Source organism: Hydrogenophaga sp., from assembly GCF_026125785.1.
In the GTDB taxonomy this organism is placed as follows: Bacteria; Pseudomonadota; Gammaproteobacteria; order Burkholderiales; family Burkholderiaceae_C; genus Hydrogenophaga.
The window spans coordinates 19366-42286 of the sequence record NZ_JAHCKL010000011.1 but is presented as its reverse complement, the minus strand read 5'-3'; the positions used below and the strand labels follow the sequence as shown (position 1 = coordinate 42286).

The following is a 22921-nucleotide window of genomic DNA, read 5'->3' as shown; positions in this document are numbered from 1 at the left end:
CGATGCTAGGGAAGACCCGCTCTCTTGAGAATGCCACCGCCGGTACGTTGATTCGGTACCTGCAGTATGCAATGCACCTCTGGCGCGTTTAACATGCCGCCATGGACCGCTTCAAGGAAATCGAGGCCTTCGTGCAGGTGATGGAACACGGCAGCCTGGCCGCCGCCGCGCTGCATGCCGGTATCACGCCAGCGATGATGGGCCGCCGCATCGACGCGCTGGAACGGCGCCTGGGCACGCAACTCATCCACCGATCCACACGGCGCCTGGCCCTCACCGAACAGGGTGCGCGCTTCCTGGACGAGTGCCGCACGCTGCTGGCGCAGTGGGCGCAGGCCGAGGCCACGGTGTCGGCGCAGAAGCACCGTGCCAGCGGGCACCTCGTGGTGTCGGCGCCCGCGGCCTTCGGCCGGCTGCACGTGGCCCCGCACGCAGCGGCCTTTCTCAAGGCCAACCCGGAAGTGCGGATCTCTTTCAACCTGACGGACCGCGTGGTCGACCTGGTGCGCGAGGGCTACGACCTGGGCCTGCGCATCGGCGGCGCCATCGACCCGAACTTCGTGGCGGTGCGCCTGGCCACCAACCAGCGCGTGGTGTGCGGCACGCCGGCCTACTTCCGCAAGCACGGCAAGCCCAGGACACTGGACGACCTGCGGCAGCACAACTGCCTGGCCTTCAACCTGCAAGGCGGCCAGCAGCGGGGCTGGTACTTCCTGCAGGACGGACGGACCGTGACGGTGCGGGTGGAAGGCAACCTGGACTGCAACGACGGCGAGCTGCTGCACCGCTGGGTCAGCGAGGGCCTGGGGCTGGGCTGGCGCTCCACCTGGGAGATACAGGCACAACTGCGGCGCGGCGAACTGGTCACCGTGCTCGACGAATTCGCCCTGCCCGCCTACGACATCCTCGCCGTCTACCCGCAGCAACGCCACCTGCCGGCCAGGATCCGCTTTTTCATCGAGCACCTGAAGAAGGTGTATGCGCGTCCAAACTACTGGCTCGGCGCCTGACCCCACCCGCCATGACCCCAACCACCCTGCTCATCCGCAACGCCACCTGCATCGCCACCTTCGACCACGAAGAGCCGTCGCTGAGCCGGGAGTTGAAAGACGCCTCCCTGCTCGTGCGCGGCCATGCCATCGAATGGATAGGACCCGACGCCGAATTGCCCCCGGCTCTGCGCGATGCGGCAGACGAGGTGATCGACGCGCGCGGCCACCTGGTGACGCCGGGCCTGGTGAACACCCACCACCACATGTTCCAGAGCCTGACACGGGCCCTGCCCGGTGTGCAGGACGCCGAGCTCTTCGGCTGGCTGCGCGGGCTCTATCCGGTCTGGGCAGGGCTCACGCCCGAGATGGTGCAGGTATCCACCCAGGTGGCCATGGCCGAGCTGCTGATGAGCGGCTGCACCACCAGCAGCGACCACCTCTACATCTACCCCAACGGCGTGCGGCTGGAGGACAGCATCGAGGCCGCGCAGCAGATCGGCATGCGTTTCCTCGCCACGCGCGGCAGCATGAGCGTGGGCGCCAGCGCCGGCGGCCTGCCGCCCGACGGCGTGGTGGAACGGGAGGACGCGATCCTCAAGGACAGCCAGCGCCTGGTCGAGACCTGGCACGATGCCGCGCACGGCGCGATGCTGCAGGTGGCCTTGGCGCCGTGCTCGCCGTTCTCGGTCAGCCCGGACCTGATGAAAGAAAGCGCCGCCCTGGCCCGTTCGTTCAAGGGCATGGGCGTGCGCCTGCACACCCACCTGGCCGAGAACGACCACGATATCGCCTACAGCCGCGAGGCCTTCGGCCGCACGCCCGCGCAGTACGCGCAAGAACTGGGCTGGCTGGGCGACGACGTCTGGCACGCGCACTGCGTGAAGCTGGACCCGGAAGGCATCTCGCTGTTCGCCGCCACGCGCACAGGGGTGGCGCACTGCCCTTGCAGCAACATGCGCCTGGCATCGGGCATCGCGCCGGTGCGGCGCCTGCTGGACGCCGGCGTGCCGGTGGGCCTGGGTGTGGACGGCAGCGCCAGCAACGACGGCGCGCACATGGTCAACGAAGCTCGGCAGGCGCTGCTGCTGGCACGCGTGGGCCGCGCCCTGCAACCGCCAGAAGTGCGCGAGGGCCGCACCTTTTTCGGCTGCGACCTCGGTCCTGCAGAGATGACCGCGCGCGATGCGCTGCACATGGCCACGCGCGGTGGCGCGCGCGTGCTGGGACGCAGCGACATCGGACACCTCGCACCGGGCATGTGCGCCGACCTGGCGCTGTTCGACCTGCGCACCCTGGGCTTTGCGGGCGGCGCAGTCCACGACCCGGTGGCCAGCCTGCTGCTGTGCGCCAGCCCGCAGGCCTCCCACACCGTGGTGCATGGCCGGGTCGTCGTGCGCGACGGACAACCGACCACCGTGGACCTGGGTCCGCTGGTCGAGCGCCACAATCGGCTGGCCCGGACATTGCAGGACAACGCCGCATGAACAACGACTCGTACCGATCAGGTCACAACAAGGGCCCCTTCTCAGGCGGCAACTGGGACGCGTTCCAGCAAGGCCGCAACGATCGGGCGCGCTGGGACGATGAAATGGCACGCCGGCAGGGCGGTGGCTCGGGTGTCCCCATGGGGGGCGGAGGCGGTGGAGGCGGCGGCGCCCTGATCGTGCTGGTGCTCGCGGTCGCGCTGCTCCTGGTCATCGTGCCCTCGGCCGTGCTCGCGGTGCCAGGGGCCCTGGTGCTGATGCTGCTCACGCCTCTGATGGCCGGCAGCCTTCAGCGCCTGCCGCCCTTCGGGCGCAGCTACAGCACCGCGTTCTACGCCTTTCTCGCCTATGGGCTGATCCATATGGCACTGCAGTCCGGCCTGTTCTGGCTCACGCTCAACCACCTGCAACTGCCCGGCCTGCTGCGCGATGCCGCGATGGCCAGCTCGGTGCCCCACATGCTGCTGAACGACCTGTACCAGCAGGCCATGGGGCGTCCGGCGCACATGGCGCTCGACGCCGTCCTGCAGGCGCCCGGCGTGCGCGATCCGCGGGCCATCGGGCTGGCGCTGCTGGTCACGCAGGTGCCCGCGCTGCTGGTCATGGTGTTGATCCTGGGCCGGCGCATCGGTCCGCCGTACTGGGGCTGGCTGGGTGGCCTGCGTGCGCTGGCCACCGCCGTCGCGATGCTGCTGGTGAGCGTCTCGCTCGCCGCGGTACTGGCGGTCTGGCTGATTCCGCAGGCCCAGCCCCTGGTGCCAGGCCGGCGCCTGCCGCTGGACTGCCTGGGGCCGGCGGCGGCCACGTCCCTGGTGATATGGCTGCTGGTGAGCGCGGCGCTGCTGGCCTTTGCGCTGCGCCTGCTGCCGCGCGCCATGCCTGGCGGCCTGCGCCTGAGCGGCGGCTACGGCACCTGCCTGCTGGGCCTGCTGCTGCATGCCGCCCTGCTGCTGGGCGCAATCTATGCCTTTCGCGGTGGAGATGCGTTCCTTCACTGGCTGTGGTCGCTGCACGGTAGCGGCTGGCGCCCACCGGGCATGGAGGCGCTGCGTGGCTGGCTGCCTTGGCATGCGGTAGCGGCGGTGGCCACCGCTTCGGTGGTGTCGGTGCGCCTGGGCGGCCCTTACGGCGGGTTCTCGGGCTGGCTGCTCTCGCTGGTCTGGGCAGGCGGGCTGAGCATGCTGATGGCGCTGGTGGGGCTGTGGGCCACGCTGGCGGTCATGCCATCCCTCTGCCGTCTCTGAAACCGACTCGAACCCGCTTCAACCGGTGCTGTTGAACTTCTGCGGCCGCTCCTCGAACTCGGTGTTGAGCACCACCGTGCTGGTGGTGCGCGCTACGCCAGGAATCGCCTTGATCTGGTAGAGCACGTCTTCAAGGGCGCGCGCGTGCGTGGTGCGGATCTTGGCCAGGAAATCGAACTCTCCCGCCACGCTGTGCAGCTCCAGCACCTCGGGCAGTTCGCGCAAGCGCGGCGCAACCTCGCGGCAATGCACGCCGCCGTCGTTGCGAATGGCCACGAACGCGGTGAAGCGCAGGCCCACGCGGTCCGGGTCCACGCGCAGCGAGAAGCGCTCGATCACTCCGCGCTCGACCATTTTCTTCACCCGCTCGTGCACCGCGGCCGTGGACAGCCCCACCTCGGAAGCCACGTCGGCGTAGGAACGTCGGCTGTCTCCGCTCAAAGCCGTAAGAATTCTGGCATCCAACTCGTCCAACTGTATATTTGCTTGCATATCGGATGATTTCTGATCAAAATACGGAATCCATCTACCTCGCCGGAAATTATCCTCCCAACTCCCGGTCATGCCATCCATTTTCAACCTCAAACGCCTGGATCGCCAGACATGGCGGCTGGGCGGCGCCCTGCTCATCGTGTACCTCGTCTGGGGAACGACCTACTTCGCGCTCGACGTCGCCATGCAAACCCTGCCGCCGCTGCTGCTCAACGGGGCTCGCTTCGTGGTTGCCGGGTTGCTGATGCTGGGCATCGCACGCTGGCAGGGGCAGGCCTGGCCCAACGCGGCGCAATGGCGTGCGAGCGCGCTCATCGGCGCCTTGATGGCCTGCGTGGCCATGGGCCTGGTGATGCTGGCGCAGAAGCTGGGGATAGGCTCGGGCCTGATGGCCACGGTGGTCACCACCATGCCGATGTGGCTGGCGCTGTGGACGCGCTGGGGCGGCGAGCGGGTGCCGTTCACCAGTTGGATAGGCCTGGCGCTGGGCGCCGGTGGCGCGGTGCTGCTGGCGCTTGAAGGTGATTTCTCCACCACCCTGGCTGGCACGCTGTGCGCCTTCGGCGCGCCGCTGGCATGGAGCCTGGGCTCCTACGCTTCGCGCCGGCTGGCCCTGCCGCCGCCGGCCATGGCCTCGGGCGCGCAGTGGCTGCTGGGTGGCCTGCTGGGCCTGGGTGTGGCCTGGCTGTGGGAGCCCGCCGCGCACCAAGTGGCGTGGTCGCAGGTGTCGCTGGCGTCGGCGCTGGCCTGGCTCTACCTGGTGGTCATGGGCACCATGGTCACTCTCAACACCTACCTCTGGCTGCTCAAGAACACCTCGGCCGCGCTGGCCGCCAGCTATTCGTTCGTCAATCCGCTGGTGGCGCTGTGCGTGGGCGTGCTGCTGGGCGGCGAACGCCTGACCGGCTGGGTGTTCCTGGCGATGCCGCTGATCCTGCTGGCGCTGGCACTGATCCTGTATGGGAGAGACCTGGCCCGCTTCACGGGCGGGATCATGCGCCGCCGAGCACCTTCAACAGCCACGCGTTGAGGTCTGCCACCTCTTCGGCGCACACCGAGTGCTCCATGGCGTAGCTGTGCCACTGCACGGCGTACCCCAGGGCCTGCAACCGGTCCCGGGAAGCCTGGCCGCGCTCGATGACCACCATGGGGTCGTGTTCGCCATGCGCGAGAAAGATGGGCACGTCGCGGTTGGCGGCGCTGCATTCGCCAGCCGTGGTGTCGGCCAGCGGCAGGTAGCCTGAGAGCCCCGCCAGGCCCGCCAGCCGGTGGGGTGCGCGAAGGCCAGTCATGAGCGTCATGGCGCAGCCCTGCGAGAAGCCCATGAGCACGGTACGGTGAGCCGGTACGCCACGCGCGGCTTCGCGGTCCAGCAATCCCTGCACCAGCGCCTGCGAGGCACGCAAGCCCGGCTCGTCTTCCGGCCTGGGTTCGCCGGGCCGCGACGGCGGCGGGAAGATGTCGTACCAGGCGCGCATGCGGTAGCCCCCATTGAGGGTGACCGGGCGCACCGGTGCGCTGGGAAACACAAAGCGCACCGGGCCGTGGGCACGCAGGTCCAGTTCCTGCGCGATGGGCACGAAATCGTTGCCGTCGGCGCCCAGGCCATGCAGCACGATGATGGAGGCCACGGGTTCGGCGGTAGGGCTGCCGCCGCTGACCAGTTCCAGGACGTCGATCGGGGATGAAGCGTTCATGGGCCGCAGCATAGCGCCTGCCGCGGCCCGGGCGGCGGCGGGCGCTACTCGACAAACCCGGGCAGCCAGAGCGAGAGTGCGGGAAAGGCGCAGAGGATGAACAGGCGCAACACGTCCACCGCGATGAAGGGCATGGTCCCTTTGTAGATCGCACCCAGCGGCACGTCGCGCGCGATGGAACTGATCACGAACACATTCATGCCCACGGGCGGACAGATCATGCCGAAGGTGACGGCCATCACCACGATCACGCCGAACCAGATCGGGTCGAAGCCGAGCTGCATCATGGCCGGGAAAACGATCGGCACGGTGAGCAGGATCATCGCCAGCTCATCCATCACCGCGCCCAGGATCAGGTAGCCGATCATGACCAGCGCCAGCACGCCATAAGGCCCCACGGGGAGGTGCACCAGGAAGTCCACCGCGTTCTGCGTGAACTGCGTGATGGTGAGGAAGTAGCCGAACAGGTAGGCGCCGACGACGATCATCATGATGGCCGAGGACACGCGCAATGCACCGATGAGCGCCGCCCTGACCTGCGGCCAGCGCAGGCGGCGGCGCATCAGGCCGATCAGCAGCGTGCCGATGGCGCCCACGCCGGCCGCTTCCTGCACCGTGAAGAGGCCACCGTAGATGCCGCCGAGCACGAACATGAACAGCAGCAGCACCGCCCACAGCGCACGCAAGGAGGCGAAGCGCTCACCCCAGCCCACGCGTTCACCGCGCGGCATGGCCTGCGGCCGCAGCCGCGCCACGATGGCCACCACCGCACTGTAGAAGCCGATGGCCATCAGACCGGGAATGACGCCCGCCGCGAACAGCTTGGTGATGTCGGTCTCGGTCATGATGCCGTAGAGCACCATGATCACCGAAGGCGGGATCATGATGCCCAGCGTGCCCCCCGCGGCGATGAGGCCTGCGGAAAAACCCGGGCTGTAGCCTGCGCGGCGCATCTCCGGCAGCGCGACCTGGGTCATGGTGGCGGCGGTCGCGACCGAGGAACCGTTGATGGCCGAGAACCCCCCGCAGGCAGCGACCGACGCCAGCGCCAGCCCGCCGCGCCGGTGCCCGAGCCAGGCACGGCCGGCGGTGAACAGCTCGGTGCTCATGCCAGAGTGCGAAGCGAAAGCCCCCATCAGGATGAACATGGGAATGACGCTGAGGTTGTAGTCCGTCAGCACCGACAGCGGCACGTTCGCCAGCAGGTTCAGCGCAGGCTTGGCGCCCGACAGCAGCGCGAAGCCGCCCACGCCGGCGATGCCCATGGCGATGCCAATCGGCACGCGCAGGGCCATGAGGCCGAACATGGCCAGAAAGCCCACGAGGGCCACGACGTCACGATCCATGCGCGGCTCCCGGCACGTCTTCTTCCAGCGGCTCGGGGCTGGCTTCCCGCCCCTGCCACAACTGCCACAGGCGCACCAGCGCCAGCAGCGACGCCACGCTGGCACCCACGGCGCCCGCGCTGTAGAACCACTTGAGCGGCAGGCGCAAGTCCATGGTGCCCTGGCTGCCGGTACCACCCACCTTGACCCAGACCATCCAGGCCAGCGGAGCCAGGAACGCGGCGGTGACCACGGTGGCGAACAGGTCCACCCGGCGACGCCCTGGCCGCCCCAGGTGCTCCCACACGATGTCCACACCGATATGGGTGCCGTAGTAGGTGGCCAGCGCGATGCCCCAGAACATGGCTATGCCCTGCAGCATCTGCGTCCCGTCGAACCAGTCGGGAATCTGCATGCTGAAGGCGTAGCGCAGCAGCACGTTGCCCGCCGTCAGCAACGCGATCAGCAGCAGGAACAACGCGGCCACCGTTTCGATGGCCGAGAACAGGCGGCGCATCAGTTGCCGGCCTGCCGGGCTGCCAGTTCCTTGCGCAAAGCCTCCAGCGCAGCGGCACCGGGGTTGCCCGAGGCATCGGCCGCCTTGGTCCATTGCGCATACACCGGCTCCACCGCCTTCTTCCAGGCATCCAACTGGGCCGGTGTGATTTTCACGATGGTGTGGCCCGCGGTTTTCTCCAGCTTGCCCTGGCCCGAGTCCTCCTCGTCGCCCCAGGCACCGCCGACCTTGGCGGCCCATTCGTTGTTGCAGTGGTCGTCGATGACCTTCTTCTGCCCCGCGGCCAGCTTGTCGTACCAGGGCTTGTTCATCACCCACACGAAGTCAGACGCATAGAAGCGCATGTCGCTGTGGAACTTGACCGCCTTGTCGATGCCGAAGGTGACGATGGAGTTCCAGGGGAAGGTGATGGCATCGGCCACGCCCTTCTCCAGCGCGTCGCGCGCCTCGGGTGCCGAGACCTGCACATTGGTCGCGCCCAGCAGGGTCATGGTCTGCGCCACGGTGCCGTTGGCCGAGCGGATCTTCATGCCCTTGAGCTGACCCGGCTCGGTGATGGGCTTCTTGGCATGGAAGGTGCCGATGTGCACGTGCGCGAAGCAGAACTTCACATCTTTCATCTCGGAGCCTGCATAGGTGCGGTACCACTGGTCCAGCGCAGCCGATCCCGGGCCGGGTTTGGCGATCAGGAAAGGCAGTTCACCTGCGGCGATCATGGGAAAGCGACCGGCCTGGTAGCCCGGATTGACCCAGGTCATCTCCGCGATGCCGTCGCGCGCCATGTCGTAATGGTCGGCCGCCTTGCCCAGTTGCTGGGCAGGGAACAGCGCCACCTTGATCGACCCCTTGGATGCCGCCTCCACCGACTTGGCCCAAGGCTCGAAACCCAGTTTGGCCAGCGGGTGCGAGGCCGGCAGCCAGTGGGCGAACTTGAGTTCGACCGGCTTGTCCTGCGCCTGCGCTCCCAGCGCACCCAGCATCAAGGTGGCCAGGGCCACGGCGCGAACAGGGAAAGAGAGTCGGTGGATCATGGTTGTCTCCTGTGGTTGAAGTTCTCTCAAGGGAAATCGCATGCTGCGGACCATCATGCGGCTGGGGGAATGGGGGTTTCCCGGGGGGGCTTGGCGGCCCAGAAGACAGGCTGGGCCTTCACGCCACCGTCGCGGTGGGCCTGGTTGAGGCGGCCCTCGGGATCGGCGAGCGTGGTCTTGAGGGCCTCGCGCAGCCGGGCAGCCGCCTCGTCGGCGGGTACGTCGTTGCGCAAGGCTGGCTCTACCTGCGTGGCCCAGAGGCGCTGGTAGTTCTCTCGGCCACGCAGTTGCGTGTCGCCGTAGCCCTTGAGCACCTGCGGCAGCCCCGCGAGCGCCAGCGCCAGCGCGGGCGAGCGCGGCAGCACCTGGTGCATGGCGTCCAGCCAGACCGCCATGGCGGCATGCTCCTGCGCGTGGCGCAGCGAGCGAGGCCGCAGCGGGCGCAGGCGTGCCAGACCGCGCAGCATCAGGTAGCCCCACAGGCTGGACGAACGGATATGCAGGCCAACGTGGGCCTTGCCCGTCCAGCCACGGCGCTGCGCAAGTGCCAGCAGGCGTTCGCCCAGGGCGCGTGGCAGCACGGCCGCCACCTCATCGATGCCGGGCTTGAAGTGCTCGGTCACCCGCACCACGTCGGTGGTCTGTGCCTGTGCCTCGCGGCGCACGCGCTCGAAGCGGCTGCGGCGGGTCTTGAGGTCGGCCACGCGGATCACGTCCTCGAAGCACATCCACAAAGCAAGCTGGCGCACGGCTTCGTCCAGCGCCTGCGTGGCATCTGCCGGGCTCGCCCCGACCAGGCCCTGCACCTGCGCGAGAAAGCTGTCCGCCAGGCGCGCGTCCTGGTAGTCGAGGCAGCGCAGAGCACCGTGAGCGGCCAGCAACTGAACCGACGCGGGCCAGGGCCGCAGCATCCGTTCCCACGCCGATCGCTGCTCCGATGGCAGCGCGGCATCGGCCAGGACCTGCGCGGCTTCACGCGCCACCGGCGCCCGAGCGGGCGTCGGTTCGCGGGCCTGCTCGAAAGCGGCGGCGAAGCCCGCGAGGCTGGCCTGCACCCCCTTGCCCGATGCGCGGATCACCGTTTCACAGACCTCGCGCGGCCAAGGCAGTGTGCCGGCACCCGCCAGCGCGCCGAACATCACCGCCGACACCACCGTGCCATGCTGTACCGTCACCGCCTCCATGTCGAACAGCACGGCGCGGCGCGCCAGCGCGCGCGCGGCGTCGGCCAGCCGCTGCGGGTTCTGGCGGCCGTCGGCCATGTGCATCTTTTCCAGCGTGGTGTAGACCCGGTGCGTGGACGCCAGCAGCGTGGTCCGTTCGGTGACGAAGCCGCGCTCGACCATGCGCGCGGCTTCGAGCAGTTCGCTGGCCACCACCACGTCCACCCGGCCGGCCACGGGCGTGAGACCCAACACCGGTGCCGCCGAGCCAGGCGGCAGCGGTTCGGGAAGCAACTCGATGTAGTAGCTGGTCGCGCCAGTGCGCTGCGCCACGCCGGGCACCGAAGTGGCCTGGACGGGCAAGCCCTGTTGCCGCGCGCAGTGCACCAGCCAGTCAGCGAGCACGCCGCCGCCCTCGCCACCGAGGGCCGCGATCAGGATGCCGAAGGACTTGTCGTATGGGGTCATGTCAGTGGTCTATGGCACCGGAGCGCCACACGCATCGCATGAAAAGGTTCCGCCCTGGTATCGCCCCCATTCCAGGGGACAGTGCCGAAGGCGCGCCGGGGGTTTCTCATGCTATGCAGGCTGCAGCAGGCCGATGAAGAAGCGGTTGAGGCGGTCGGTGAGGCGGTCCCACCAGCCCGGATGGGTGATGACCTCGATCTTGTGGAACGAGGGACACAGCACGGCGGCGTCGGCCACCTCGCCGCACAGGCCGCAGCCGACGCAACCGTTGGTGACATGGGCCACGGGCTCGCGGCGCAGCGGATCGGCCGAGGTCTTGACGGTGAGCGTGGGACAGCCCGAGAGACGGATGCAGGAATGGTCACCGGTGCAGGTGTCCTCGTCCACGCCGTAGCGGGTGCGCACAGTGCGCAGGCCTTCCTTGAGGCGGCGCGCGCGGATGGGCCGCAGGCGGCGCTGACGCTCCAACTGGCACTCGCCTTCGGCGATCACCACCTTGAGGCCTGCGAATGGGGTGTCCACCGCTTCCCTGAGCGCGTCACGCACGCGGGAGACACGGTAGTTGTGCACCGTGCGGATCCACTTCACGCCCATGCCGCGCAAGGTGTTCTCGATGGTCACCTCGTCCGCCGTGGCGCTGGACCCTTCGGCCACCCGCTTGGCCTCGGAGGCCGGCGTGGACATGGTCTCCTGCGTGCCGGTGGCCGAGGTGTAGCCGTTCTTCATGATCACCAGCACACCGTCGCCCTGGTTCAACAGGGTCGAACTCACGCCGGAGAGCAGCCCGTTGTGCCAGAAGCCGCCGTCGCCCATGATGGCCACCGGGCGGCGGGCAGAGAAGTTCTTCACCGCCGCGCTGGACGCCATGCTCATGCCATAGCCCAGGATGGAATTGCCAAACGAGAAGGGCTCGAAGGTGGCGAAGGAATGGCAGCCGATGTCGGTGGAGATGTGCAGGCGGCCCACCTCGCGCTCCACCAGCTTGAGCGCGGCAAACACCGGCCGCTCCGGGCAGCCCGTGCAGAAATTGGGTGGGCGTGGCGGCACGGCACTGCCCAGCGCCGCCTGGGCCTGCTGCCGCACCGCAGCCAGTTCGGCACCGAAGCGCTGCGCGCCGCCACCGTCCAGACCAGGCAAGTGTTCACCCAAAAAGGCACTCAGGCCCGCCAACACGATCTCGGCGGTGTATTCGCCGCCCATGGGCAGCAGGTCCTTGCCATGCAGGCGGGTCTGCAGGTCGGCGCGGCGCAACTGCGTGGCGATGTCCTGCTCGATGAATTCGGGTTGCCCCTCTTCCACCACCAGCACCGCGCGCTTGCCCGCGCAGAACGCGGTGATCTGCTCCGGCACCAGCGGGTAGACCACGTTGAGCACCAGGATGGGCACCTCGGTCTCGCCCATGGCATTGGCCAGTCCGGCCTGCTGCAGCGCGCGGACGGTGGTGTTGTAGAGCCCGCCCTGCACGATCAGCCCCACTTCCGCATGGCGGCCATCAAAGTGTTCGTTGAGCCCCGCTTCGGCAATGAAGCGGCGCGCCGCCGGCATGCGCACCTCGTACTTGTGCTTCTCGTGCCGGAAGGTCGATGGCGGGTGCGACAGCCGGTCGTAGCTGAAGGAGGCCGCCTCCTGCTGCAGATGGCGGCTGGAAATGGCGGGAGCCACGTTGTCACGGGCCACGAAGCTGCCCTGCACATGGCAGGCGCGGATGCGCAACTCCAGCATCACCGGCGTGCTCGACGCCTCGGAGAGTTCGAACCCCTTCTCCACCATGCGCACGATGGTCGGCAGGTTGGGGCGGGGATCCATCAGCCACAGCGCAGACTTCATGGCGAAGGCGTGCGTGCGCTCCTGGATCACGCTCGCCCCTTCGCCATAGTCCTCGCCAACCACGATGAGCGCGCCGCCCATCACGCCCGGCGAAGCCAGGTTGGACAACGCATCCGACGCCACGTTGGTGCCCACCACGGATTTCCACGTGACCGCGCCGCGCACCGGGTACATGATGGACGCTGCCAGCATGGCCGCCGCAGAACTCTCGTTGGTGCAGGCCTCGACATGCACGCCCAGTTCGTCCATGTAGGGTTTGGCCTGCACCATCACATCGAGCAGGTGCGAGATCGGTGATCCCTGGTAGCCGCCCACATAGGTCACGCCGGACTGCAGCAGGGCCTTGGTCACCGCCAGGATGCCTTCGCCGTGAAAGGTCTCGCCATCGCCGAGCTTGAGCGCCTCGATCTGCGCGTGGAATGAACGTTCCAACCGTGGGTCTCCTGTCGTTATGCCGCGCAATGTAGGAGTCCGTCCGGCATCTGGCAAATAGATTGATCGGATGTCACTCATTCACAAAGCGGATAATCCGGGTCAACCCTAGGAGCCTGCACCATGAACTTCCGGCAGCTCGATCTCAACCTGTTGCGCGTGCTTTCGGCCATCCACCGCACCGGCTCGGTCACCGCGGCGGGCAAGGCACTGGCCCTGTCCCAGCCCGCCACGAGCAATGCGCTGGCCCGCCTGCGCGACTACTTCAAGGACGACCTGTTCGTGCGCTCCCCAGGCGGCCTGCAGCCCACGCGGCTGTGCGAACGCCTCGCACCCGAAGTACAGATGCAGCTCAAGTTGCTGGAGGCCGCGGTGACCCGGCGCGACGAGTTCGACCCCGCGAGCACCGAGATGCGCTGGCGCCTGTCGCTGTCGGACCTGGGCGAGATCATGTTCCTGCCCGGACTGGCTTCGGTGCTGCGCCAGCAGGCACCGCTGGCGCATCTGACCAATGTGTCCGTGGCCGCCGAGGACGTGCCCACGGCGCTGGAATCGCGTGAGATCGACTTCGCCATCGGCATCCTGCAGCCGCGCCACCGCGGCGTGCGTTCGGACCTGCTGTTCCGCGAGCACTACGTCGCCCTGACCTCGACCGGTTGGCGCCCCGCCTCCGGGAAGGTGGGCCGCACCCTGAGCGCGCGGCAGCTCGCCGAGGCCTCGCTGGTGGTGGCCTCGCCCACAGCCACGTTCCACGGCAGCGTGGAGAAGATGCTGGTGCGCCTGAAGCTTTCCGAACGCATCGTGCTGCGCGCACGCCACTTTGGCGCCCTGCCCGACCTCGCGCTCAGCACCGATCTGATGACCATCGTGCCCCAGATGTACGCCGCCAACCTGGGCCAGCGCCGCGACCTGCGTGTCTGGGAACTGCCGCGGTCGGCCGCACCGCGCTACGAAGTCCGGCTGGTCTGGCACGAGAGCACGGCCCGCGACCCGGCGCATCAGTGGATCCGTTCGCAGGTGCACCGGCTGTTTGGCCGCGCCCAGGCCGAGGCCTGACTATCATGCATCGCATGCCCCAGACGACTTCCGCCCGAACATGACGCCACAGGCCCTTCTCGACCACCAGGACCACGGCCACCTGTGGGACAGGCCGCTGACAGACCAGGCCGGCTTCGGCCTTGACGACGCCTACGCCAGCGCACTCGCGGTGCGCGCCCTGCGCATGGCGCGCGGCGAGCAACCCCGCGGCTTCAAGATCGGCTTCACCAACCGCACCATCTGGGACCGCTACAACGTGCACGCGCCCATTTGGGGCAGCGTATGGAACACCACACTGAGCCTGTGCGAGCAAGAAGGCCAGCTCTCGCTGGCGGCCACGTGCCAGCCCAGGCTGGAACCCGAGACCGTTTTCGGCATGAGAAGCTGCCCCGCACCGGGCGCATCGCTGCAGACGCTCTTCGAGGCCATCGAGTGGGTCGCGCCAGGCTTCGAAATCGTGCAGTCGCACCTGCCCGACTGGAAGTTCCTGCCGGCCGATACCGTCGCCGACGGCGCGCTGCATGCGCGCCTGCTGGTGGGGCGGCGCATCCCGGTGGACCAGGTGGCGAGCGATGCCGCGGAACTCGACGCGCTGCTCGCGCGCGCCACCGTCACCCTCTCGCGCGACGGTCAACGCATCGACCATGGCGCTGGCGCCCACGTGCTGGACAGCCCGCTCCGCGCCCTCCACCACTTCCTGCCTGCCTTGCGTGCCTGCCCCGGCGCGCCCGATGTGCAGGCCGGCGACGTGGTGACCACCGGTACCTGGACCGACGCCTGGCCCGTGGCACCGGGCGAACGCTGGACGGCCTGCTTTTCCGCACCGCTCGGGACCTTGACGGCCACGTTCAGCGATTGAGACGGTGCCTCCCGCCGCAACGTGCGCGGCCCTGACAGGTGAAACCCTCTAAACAGGCCGTGGCTGGCTTGGTAGATTCGTCCAGGCTACCCACACACAAGGAGACACCTTCATGAGCCATGTACCCCCCGAACTGCTGGCCCTTCAGCGCCTCTACCACTGGGAGAAAACGGCCCCCACCCGTGTCGCGCTGACACAGCCCATGGGCGACGGCACGGTGCAGGACTTCACCTGGGGCCAGGTCGGTGAGCAAGTCCGCCGCATGGCCATGCACCTGCAGTCCCAAGGCTGGGAACCAGGCTCCAAAGTGGCCATCCTGTCCAAGAACTGCGCCTGGTGGATGATGAGCGACCTCGCCATCTGGATGGCAGGCTACGTCTCGGTGCCCCTCTATCCCACGCTGGCGGCAGAGACGGTGCGGCAGATCCTCACCCACAGCGAGTCCAGGGCCTGCTTTGTCGGCAAGCTCGATGGCTGGGAGAGCATGAAGCCAGGCGTACCCGCCGACCTGCCCTGCATCAGCTACCCGCTTTCGCCACCCGATGCGCTGCAGGCCTACGAGGACTGGGACGCGGTATGCGCCCGCAGCGCACCGCTGCAAGGCCAGCCAGTGCGCGCGGCGGAGGAGCTGGCCACCCTGATCTACACCTCGGGCACGACCGGCATGCCCAAGGGCGTGATGCACAGCTTCGGCAACTTCGCCTGGGCCCTGGACTCGGGCCTCAAACGCATTCCCATGTCGGGCGGCGACCGCATGCTTTCCTACCTGCCGCTGGCTCACGTGGTCGAGCGCATGCTGGTGGAACACGGCTGGCTGCGCACTGGCATGCACGTGTTCTTCGCCGAGTCCCTGGACACGTTCGCGGCCGACCTGCAACGCGCCCGACCGACCATCTTCTTCTCTGTACCGCGCCTGTGGGTGAAGTTCCAGCAAGGCATACACCACAAGATGCCGCCGGCCAAGCTCAACCGCCTGCTGGGCATCCCCATCCTGGGCGGCATCGTGCGCAGAAAGGTCATGAAGGCTCTCGGTCTGGACCAATGCCACTTCGCGGCCGGCGGCGCCGCACCCATGCCGATCGCGCTGCTGCAGTGGTACAGCAGGCTGGGCCTGAACATCAACGAAGGCTATGGCATGACGGAGAATCTCGCGCTCTCCCACATCACCGAGCCAGGCAAGAACCAGCAAGGCACCGTTGGCCCGGTCTACGAAGGCGTGGAACAACGCATAGACCCCGACACCGGCGAAGTGCAGATGCGCAGCCACGCGCTGATGCTCGGCTACTACAAGGAAGCCGAGAAGAGCCGCGAGGCCTTCACAACCGACGGCTGGCTCAGGACCGGAGACAAGGGTGTCATCGATGCCCAGGGCCTGTTGCGCATCACCGGCCGGGTGAAGGACCTGTTCAAGACCGGCAAGGGCAAGTACGTCTCGCCAGCGCCTATCGAGGACAAGCTGGTCATGCACGAAGCGGTTGAGGCCTGCGTGGTCACCGGTGCCAACCTGGGACAGCCCCTGGGCATCGTGATGCTCAACGCCGACGCTGTCGCGCGCGCTGCCGACCCCGGCCAGCGGGCCGCGCTGGAGACCTCCCTGGCGGAACACCTCAAAGCCATCAACGCCACGCTGGATCCGCACGAACAGTTGCAGTGCATCGTGGTGGTCACCACCGCCTGGACGGTGGACAACGACATCATCACACCCACTTTCAAGGTCAAGCGCAACCGCATCGAAGACTTGTATTCACGCCACTACGAAGCGTGGGAAACGTCCGGAAAGCGTGTGATTTGGCAGAAGGACTGAGGCGCACGGCGACCCGTGGGCCTGGGCGGCCCTAACATACCGCCCCATGCACATCCTCCTCACCGGCGCGGCCGGCTTCATTGGCATGCACACGGCCCAGCGCCTGCTGGCGCGCGGCGACACGGTGCTGGGCATCGACAACCTCAACGACTACTACGAGGTGTCCCTCAAGCAGGCGCGGCTCGCCGCCCTCGCCGCGCACCCGGGTTTCGACTTACGGCAGATCGACGTGGCCGACCGCACGGCCATGGCCAGGCTCTTCGAAGGCCCGCGCTTCGACGCCGTGGTGCACCTGGCCGCACAGGCCGGTGTGCGCTACTCCATCAGCCACCCCATGGCCTACCTGGACAGCAACCTCGCAGGCTTCGGCCATGTGCTGGAGGGTTGCCGCGCGCAAAAGCCCGATCACCTCGTCTATGCGTCCAGTTCCAGCGTGTACGGCGGCAACACCAAGATGCCGTTCGAGGAAACGGACCCGGTGGACCACCCCGTGAGCCTGTACGCGGCGACCAAGAAAGCCAATGAACTGATGGCCCACACCTACAGCCATCTCTATGGCCTGCCCACCACGGGCCTGCGCTTCTTCACGGTCTACGGCCCCTGGGGCCGGCCGGACATGGCCTACTTCAGCTTCACACGTGCGGTGCTCGAAGGTCGGCCCATCCAGGTCTTCAACCACGGCCAGATGAAGCGCGACTTCACCTACATCGACGACATCGTGGAAGGCGTGGTCCGCGTACTCGACAAGCCCGCCACACCAGAAACGGCGGGCGGGGCACCCTACCGCATCTTCAACATCGGCAACCACGACCCGGTCCCGCTGCTGGACTTCATCGGCTGCATCGAAACCGCCCTGGGCAGGTCGGCTGTGAAGCAATTTCTCCCCATGCAGGACGGTGACGTGCCGGCCACCTATGCCAGCACCGATGCACTGCACCGCTGGGTCGGCTTCGCGCCGGCCACACCTTTGCGCGAAGGCATCGAACGCTTCGTGCACTGGTACCGCGGGTACCACCGGGTCTGACCCTCGCCGCCGGCATCAGCCCCGCTGCATCGCCACACGCCGCAGCACGCCTTCGCCGCCAGCCTCGCACAACCGCAGCACGACCATGAAGCCTTCGGCGTTGCCATAGTAGGGATCGGGCACCTCGCTGCCATCGGGCTGGCCGGCATAGACCAGAAAGAGGTGCAGCTTGTGCAGGTGCTCAGGCGGACACTGGCGTTGCAGGTGCGCCAGGTTCTGCCGGTCCATCGCCAGGATCAGGTCGAACGCTGCGAAATCCTCGTCACGCACGCGGCGCGCACGCAGGGCATCGATCTGCGGGTAACCCTGGGCCTTGGCCAGCTCGCGAGCCCGCCGGTCAGGCTTCTCGCCCTCGTGCCCACCATAGGTGCCCGCCGAGTCGATCGCCACCGCGTGCTGCAACTGCAAGCGGGCGACTTGGGCCTGCATCACCGCCGCCGCGGTGGGCGAGCGGCAGATATTGCCCATGCAAACAACCAGTATCCGGAACATGCACCGAGGTTACCAAAGCCACGAAGACAAAAAAGCCCGCCAGAGGCGGGCCTTGAGGTACTGAGCGCCGAGACTCAGATGCGGTAGCTGTCCAGGCTCTTGCCCGAGGCCAGCACCGCGCGCACCCACTCAGGCTTGCGACCCGGACCACCGGCCCAGAGTTCGCCGTTCGGGCCCCGGTACTTGGCCGGCGCGCTCGACTTGGATTTGCCCGCTTTCTTGCCACCCGAAGCACCTCCGAGGTCGGCAGTGGTGATGCCAAATTGTTTCATCTTGGCTTTGATGTCGGCAATCACGGAGGCGATTTCGTTCTTGCGGGCCTGCTCAGCCTGAGCCATCAGGTTCTGGGCTTGCGCCATCAGTTCGGAATACGTTGCCATTGAAAAGTCCTTCTTCGGATATCGGTTCGGAATCGACCATTGCATCCCAACGATGCGGCTGTCATTCTAAATAAGGTGGCATCGATTCCATCCAGTTTTGCAGCTCCGAAGGTAATTCAGTTTGTAACGCCACCACGGCCTGCGTGGCCGGATGGGTCAACGAGAGCCGCCAAGCATGGAGAAACATGCGGCGCATACCATTGCGTACCAATTGGCGATTGAGTTCGAAATCACCGTATTTATCATCACCCAGGATGGGATGGCCGGCGCTGGCCAGGTGCACCCGGATCTGGTGGGTCCGCCCGGTCTTGATGGTCACTTCCAGCAGGGAAAACCCCTCGGGCGCGGCCGTCGCCAGGTCCACCGGCGCCTTCCAGCGCGCAGCCACCTTCACCAGGGAGATGGCGCGCATGCCATCGGGATCGTCGCGGCCCGCCACCCGCACGCGGCGCTCGCCGTCCGGCAGCAGGTACTTGTGCAAGGGCTGGTCCAGCACCTTCAGGCGCGCGGGCCAGCGCCCCTTCACCATGGCCAGGTACGTCTTGCCGGTCACGCGCTCGCGGAATTGATCCTGCAAGCCTTTGAGGGCACTTTTTTTCTTGGCAATCAACAGCAGTCCGCTGGTTTCCCGATCCAGACGGTGCGCCAATTCCAGAAAACGGGCCTCCGGGCGCGACTGGCGGATTTGCTCGATAACGCCAAAACTCACCCCGCTGCCACCGTGGACCGCAACACCCGCGGGCTTGTCGATGGCCAGAAAGGACGCGTCCTCGTACACCACGGGGAATTCACGGGCGGGAGCCGGGTTGGCGCTTTTTTCCAACACTTTTTCAGACAACCGGATCGGTGGTATGCGCAGCAAATCACCAGCAACCACCCTGTCGTCCGCACCCACACGGCCCTTGTTGCGGCGCACCTCACCCGAGCGAATGATGCGGTAAATATGGGATTTGGGTACGCCTTTGAGGATACGTATGAGGAAATTGTCCAGACGCTGGCCGGTCGATTCCTCGTCGACCGTGATCAGGCGGACTTCCGCATGCGACGTGGGGCTTGACATGATGCGAAATGGGGCCACCAGGAAGGCGGGAGCTGACTATAATGCGTCACACCCGTCGTGTGCCGTAAGTGATTGATTTGTTTCGAGTTTAAGCCAGTCACCTGAAGCAGGGGCCTGATCTTGCCGGGCAAGAGGCCGCACACGGGTTGGTTGCCACCCTCAGCACCCAGGTCCGGCACCCAGGCTGCATGCCCCTTTGCGCGCTTGCAGAACTGGTGCGGACACGGTGGAAGCTGCGGGCGAATCCGCTGAAGACAACGCGAACCCGAATACGGAATACCCCAATCGCCCAGCCCCGGCACAGGAGGCTGGGCGAGGACCCCAGTGAAAACATCGAGACCGGCCAGATCCATGTCACCGACAGACATCGAGCCCTCCCTGTTCACCGAGCTCCACGCGCCTACGCCCTGACTTGGCGGTTCGATGCGCATGCACCCCGGTGCATGCCCGTCTGAACGCCCGAACCGCCAGTCAACGGCTCTCCGGCAATTCCTCCCTTCGTTCGCTTGCCCCGCTGATTCACGGCGAGTTGGCGCCTGGGTTTTTCGCCCAGGCGTCGTTGTGAGCTGGAACGAAGGACATTCATCATGAAACGCATGCTGATCAACGCCACGCAGGCCGAAGAGCGCCGCCTGGCGATCGTGGACGGGCAGAAACTGCTCGACTATGAAATCGAAATCGAAGGGCGCGAACAGCGCAAGGGAAACATCTACAAAGCGGTGGTCACCCGAGTGGAACCCTCGCTGGAAGCCTGCTTCGTGGACTATGGCGAGGACCGGCACGGCTTCCTCCCATTCAAGGAAATCTCACGCCAGTATTTCGCCCCAGGCGTCTCGGTCAACCAGGCACGCATCAACGACGTGATCAAGGAAGGCCAGGAACTGCTGGTGCAGGTGGAGAAGGAAGAGCGCGGCAACAAGGGCGCCGCGCTCACCACCTTCGTCAGTCTGGCCGGCCGCTATGTGGTGCTGATGCCCAACAACCCGCGTGGCGGCGGCGTGAGCCGCCGCATCGAAGGCGAGGACCGGCAGGAGCTCAAGCAGGCACTGGACCAGTTGGAATACCCCAATGGCATGAGCATCATCGCGCGCACCGCCGGCATCGGCCGCGACGCCGCCGAGCTGCAGTGGGACCTGAATTACCTGCTCAAGCTCTGGAACGCCATCGACGGCGCGGCCAAGAGCGGCAAGGGCGCCTTCCTGATCTACCAGGAATCCAGCCTGGTGATCCGCGCCATCCGCGACTACTTCAACAGCGACATCGGTGAGATCCTGATCGACACCGACGACATCTTTGAACAGGCTCACCAGTTCATGAGCCACGTGATGCCTGAGCACGGGCACCGCGTGAAGCGCTACCGCGATGACGCGCCGCTGTTCTCGCGTTTCCAGATCGAACACCAGATCGAGACCGCCTACAGCCGCATCGTGCAATTGCCCAGCGGCGGCGCCATCGTGATCGACCAGACCGAAGCGCTGGTCGCGGTGGACGTGAACTCGGCGCGTGCGATCAAGGGCGGCGACATCGAGGAAACCGCGACCCGCACCAACCTGGAAGCCGCCGATGAAGTGGCGCGCCAGGCCCGCCTGCGCGACCTTGGCGGCCTGATCGTGATCGACTTCATCGACATGGAGGAAAGCAAGAACCGCCGTGAAGTGGAAAACCGCCTGCGCGACGCGCTGCGCCAGGATCGCGCACGCGTGCAGTTCGGCTCCATCAGCAAGTTCGGCCTGTTGGAGATGAGTCGCCAGCGCCTCAAGCCCATGCTCAGCGAGGGCGCCTCCATCCCCTGCCCACGCTGCGGCGGTTCCGGCCACATCCGCGACACCGAATCGTCGGCGCTGCAGATCCTGCGTGTCATCCAGGAAGAATCGCTCAAGGAAAGCACGGCCGCCGTTCTGGTGCAGGTGCCCGTCGAAGTGGCCAGCTTCCTGCTCAACGAGAAGCGGACCGAGATCACCAAGATCGAACTCAAGCAGCGCATCAATGTGCTGCTGGTGCCCAACAAGTCGCTGGATACGCCCAACTACAAGCTCGAACGCCTCAAGCACGACGACCCTCGCCTGGACAACCTCGACTCCAGCTACAAGCTGGCGGAGGAGGTGGACGACGTTGCCAGCTTCACACGCCGCAGCCAGGAACGCACCAACAAGCAGGAGCCGGTGATCAAGGGCGTGTTGCCCGACGGCCCCGCCCCGGTGGCAGCGCCACGCCCCGAGACTCCGGCGCCCGTGGTGGTGGCCGCTGCGCCGGTCGCAGCCAAACCTGCGCCCGCACCGGCACCGGCTGAAAAGGGCTTCTTCGGCTGGCTCAAGAGCCTGTTCAGCGGCGAACCGGCCGCGCCCACCCAACCTGCGGCTAACGCAGGTACCGCGCCCAGCGGTGCGGGCAAGAGCGCGGCGGCGCGCGAAGAACGTGGTAGCGAAGGTCGCCGCGACGGCCGGGGCCGCCGCAATGGCCAGGAAGCCCGACACGGCGGTGGCGGCGAAGGACGTGGCAACCGCGAGGGTAGCAACCGCGAAGGCGGTAACCAGCGCAGTGGCCGTGGCGGCGAGGCCCGGGCCAACGGGGAGCCGCGGCAGGAAGGCCGACGCGGTGGAGAGAACGGTGGCCGCAACGACAACAACCGAGGCGGCGAAACGCGATCGCAGGGCAACCGCCGCGATGGCCGCCGCGACGCGGGCACCAGCACGGAGGTGACCACCGCTGGCATCGGCGTGAACGAGGGCGCGACCGGTACCGACACCGCGACGCAGGCCACCGAAGGAGGCCAGGCGCGTGGCGAACGACGCGGCCGCAACGAACAACGCCGCCGACAGCCTCGCGCAGAAGGCCAGGAAGGTGTGCGCTCAGAGGCCCAAGACGCCCAGGCCACACCCGCAGACGGTGCCAACGCGAGTGAGACCGTTGCAGCCGATACGCCACGCGCGCCGGACGCCGAGGGCAACGCGCCGCGCAGTGGCAACCGTGAACGCCGCAGCCGCGATCGCTATGGACGCGATCGCCGTGAGCGCGCACCCCGTGAAGGAGAAGCTGCGGACGCTGCAACCATCTCGAACGAAGCGACCACAGAAGATGCCCCGATGGTGAGTGCGCCTGCGGAAGCCGCGGCCTACGAAGCACCGATGCGCAGCTACTTCACCGTGCCGCCAGTGGCTCAGGACGTGGCTGTCAGCACGCCGGCGCTCACCACGCCGGACGCCACCGTGGTGGCCGTTGAAGCGCCCGCGGCAGCGCCGCTGCCCACGCCTGTCCCGCCACCACTTGTGGTGGCTTCTGCAGTCCCTGCGCCTCAGGCGGCAGCAAAAACAGAAGCGGTGAACGGACTGCCCAAGGTGCAGCCCTACACCCTCTCGGTCCAGGACCTGCTCCAGGTGGCCCAATCCAGCGGCCTCGAATGGGTCAACTCCGACCCGGGCAAGGTCGCTCAGGTCCAGGCCGCCATCGCGGCCGAACCCAAAGCCATCCACGTTCCCCGCGAACCCCGCCCGCCGGTGGTGATCGACGAAGGCCCGCTGGTGATGGTCGAAACGCGCAAGGATCTGCGCGGCATGGCTCTGCCTTTCGAAGAGAAATAAGTACGCCCCCACGC

Annotated in this window: 19 protein-coding genes; 9 read left to right on the top strand and 10 right to left on the bottom strand. The window is 67.1% G+C overall.

Going from position 1 to position 22921, the window contains the following annotated elements; genetic code table 11:
* Positions 1-101: 101 nt before the first annotated feature.
* The 3 genes from KIT53_RS12085 to KIT53_RS12075 are packed head-to-tail and all read left to right on the top strand — an operon-like array spanning position 102 to position 3720.
* Positions 102-1010 (top strand): LysR family transcriptional regulator, encoded by a 909-nt coding sequence (locus tag KIT53_RS12085; RefSeq protein ID WP_297752690.1) that lies wholly within the window; start codon positions 102-104, stop codon positions 1008-1010.
* Between the two features lie 11 nt (positions 1011-1021).
* Entirely contained in the window at positions 1022-2476 is a 1455-nt protein-coding gene (locus KIT53_RS12080; RefSeq protein WP_297752688.1) for an 8-oxoguanine deaminase, read from the top strand.
* On the top strand, positions 2473-3720 hold the full coding sequence (locus tag KIT53_RS12075) for a hypothetical protein (RefSeq protein ID WP_297752686.1): 1248 nt from the start codon (positions 2473-2475) through the stop codon (positions 3718-3720). Before KIT53_RS12080 ends, KIT53_RS12075 begins: the two co-directional genes overlap by 4 nt.
* 18 nt (positions 3721-3738) lie before the next feature.
* Here the strand turns inward: KIT53_RS12075 and KIT53_RS12070 are convergent, their stop codons facing one another.
* Complete coding sequence (locus tag KIT53_RS12070; protein ID WP_297752684.1) at positions 3739-4212, bottom strand: Lrp/AsnC family transcriptional regulator; 474 nt, start codon at positions 4210-4212, stop codon at positions 3739-3741.
* Positions 4213-4282: 70 nt separating this feature from the next.
* On the opposite strand from KIT53_RS12070, the gene KIT53_RS12065 reads away from it, so the two are divergent.
* A complete protein-coding gene (locus KIT53_RS12065; RefSeq protein ID WP_297752682.1) occupies positions 4283-5242 on the top strand; it encodes an EamA family transporter in 960 nt (319 codons plus the stop codon).
* Here the strand turns inward: KIT53_RS12065 and KIT53_RS12060 are convergent.
* The 6 genes from KIT53_RS12060 to KIT53_RS12035 all read right to left on the bottom strand — a co-directional run bounded on the left by KIT53_RS12060 (position 5205) and on the right by KIT53_RS12035 (position 12672).
* A complete protein-coding gene (locus tag KIT53_RS12060; protein ID WP_297752681.1) occupies positions 5205-5909 on the bottom strand; it encodes an alpha/beta hydrolase in 705 nt (234 codons plus the stop codon). The two genes, KIT53_RS12065 and KIT53_RS12060, sit on opposite strands and share 38 nt — an antisense overlap.
* Before the next feature lie 44 nt (positions 5910-5953).
* Complete coding sequence (locus KIT53_RS12055) at positions 5954-7255, bottom strand: TRAP transporter large permease (protein WP_297752679.1); 1302 nt, start codon at positions 7253-7255, stop codon at positions 5954-5956.
* Entirely contained in the window at positions 7245-7751 is a 507-nt protein-coding gene (locus tag KIT53_RS12050; protein ID WP_297752677.1) for a TRAP transporter small permease, read from the bottom strand. The genes KIT53_RS12055 and KIT53_RS12050 overlap by 11 nt, the downstream gene beginning before the upstream one ends.
* Positions 7751-8782, bottom strand: coding sequence for a TRAP transporter substrate-binding protein (locus KIT53_RS12045; protein ID WP_297752675.1), 1032 nt, complete (start codon positions 8780-8782; stop codon positions 7751-7753). The genes KIT53_RS12050 and KIT53_RS12045 overlap by 1 nt, the downstream gene beginning before the upstream one ends.
* Positions 8783-8835: 53 nt before the next feature.
* Entirely contained in the window at positions 8836-10413 is a 1578-nt protein-coding gene (locus KIT53_RS12040; RefSeq protein ID WP_297752673.1) for an indolepyruvate oxidoreductase subunit beta family protein, read from the bottom strand.
* Positions 10414-10524: 111 nt separating this feature from the next.
* Entirely contained in the window at positions 10525-12672 is a 2148-nt protein-coding gene (locus tag KIT53_RS12035; protein ID WP_297752671.1) for an indolepyruvate ferredoxin oxidoreductase subunit alpha, read from the bottom strand.
* A 123-nt stretch (positions 12673-12795) separates the two neighbouring features.
* On the opposite strand from KIT53_RS12035, the gene KIT53_RS12030 reads away from it, so the two are divergent.
* From KIT53_RS12030 to KIT53_RS12015, 4 genes are all read left to right on the top strand, one after another.
* Complete coding sequence (locus KIT53_RS12030) at positions 12796-13728, top strand: LysR family transcriptional regulator (RefSeq protein ID WP_297752669.1); 933 nt, start codon at positions 12796-12798, stop codon at positions 13726-13728.
* Positions 13729-13768: 40 nt separating this feature from the next.
* Complete coding sequence (locus tag KIT53_RS12025; RefSeq protein ID WP_297752667.1) at positions 13769-14569, top strand: hydratase; 801 nt, start codon at positions 13769-13771, stop codon at positions 14567-14569.
* A 112-nt stretch (positions 14570-14681) separates the two neighbouring features.
* A complete protein-coding gene (locus KIT53_RS12020; protein WP_297752665.1) occupies positions 14682-16373 on the top strand; it encodes an AMP-binding protein in 1692 nt (563 codons plus the stop codon).
* A gap of 46 nt (positions 16374-16419) precedes the next feature.
* Positions 16420-17397 (top strand): NAD-dependent epimerase, encoded by a 978-nt coding sequence (locus KIT53_RS12015; protein ID WP_297752663.1) that lies wholly within the window; start codon positions 16420-16422, stop codon positions 17395-17397.
* Between the two features lie 15 nt (positions 17398-17412).
* Here the strand turns inward: KIT53_RS12015 and KIT53_RS12010 are convergent, their stop codons facing one another.
* The 3 genes from KIT53_RS12010 to KIT53_RS12000 all read right to left on the bottom strand — a co-directional run bounded on the left by KIT53_RS12010 (position 17413) and on the right by KIT53_RS12000 (position 19329).
* Entirely contained in the window at positions 17413-17889 is a 477-nt protein-coding gene (locus KIT53_RS12010) for a low molecular weight protein-tyrosine-phosphatase (RefSeq protein ID WP_297752661.1), read from the bottom strand.
* Positions 17890-17963: 74 nt separating this feature from the next.
* Positions 17964-18314, bottom strand: a complete 351-nt coding sequence (locus KIT53_RS12005; RefSeq protein WP_297752659.1) for an H-NS histone family protein — start codon at positions 18312-18314, stop codon at positions 17964-17966.
* A 16-nt stretch (positions 18315-18330) separates the two neighbouring features.
* Positions 18331-19329: an RluA family pseudouridine synthase gene (locus KIT53_RS12000; protein WP_297752657.1), complete on the bottom strand. Its 999-nt coding sequence runs from the start codon at positions 19327-19329 to the stop codon at positions 18331-18333.
* A 587-nt stretch (positions 19330-19916) separates the two neighbouring features.
* On the opposite strand from KIT53_RS12000, the gene KIT53_RS11995 reads away from it, so the two are divergent.
* Positions 19917-22907 (top strand): Rne/Rng family ribonuclease, encoded by a 2991-nt coding sequence (locus KIT53_RS11995; RefSeq protein WP_297752655.1) that lies wholly within the window; start codon positions 19917-19919, stop codon positions 22905-22907.
* Positions 22908-22921 lie beyond the last annotated feature (14 nt).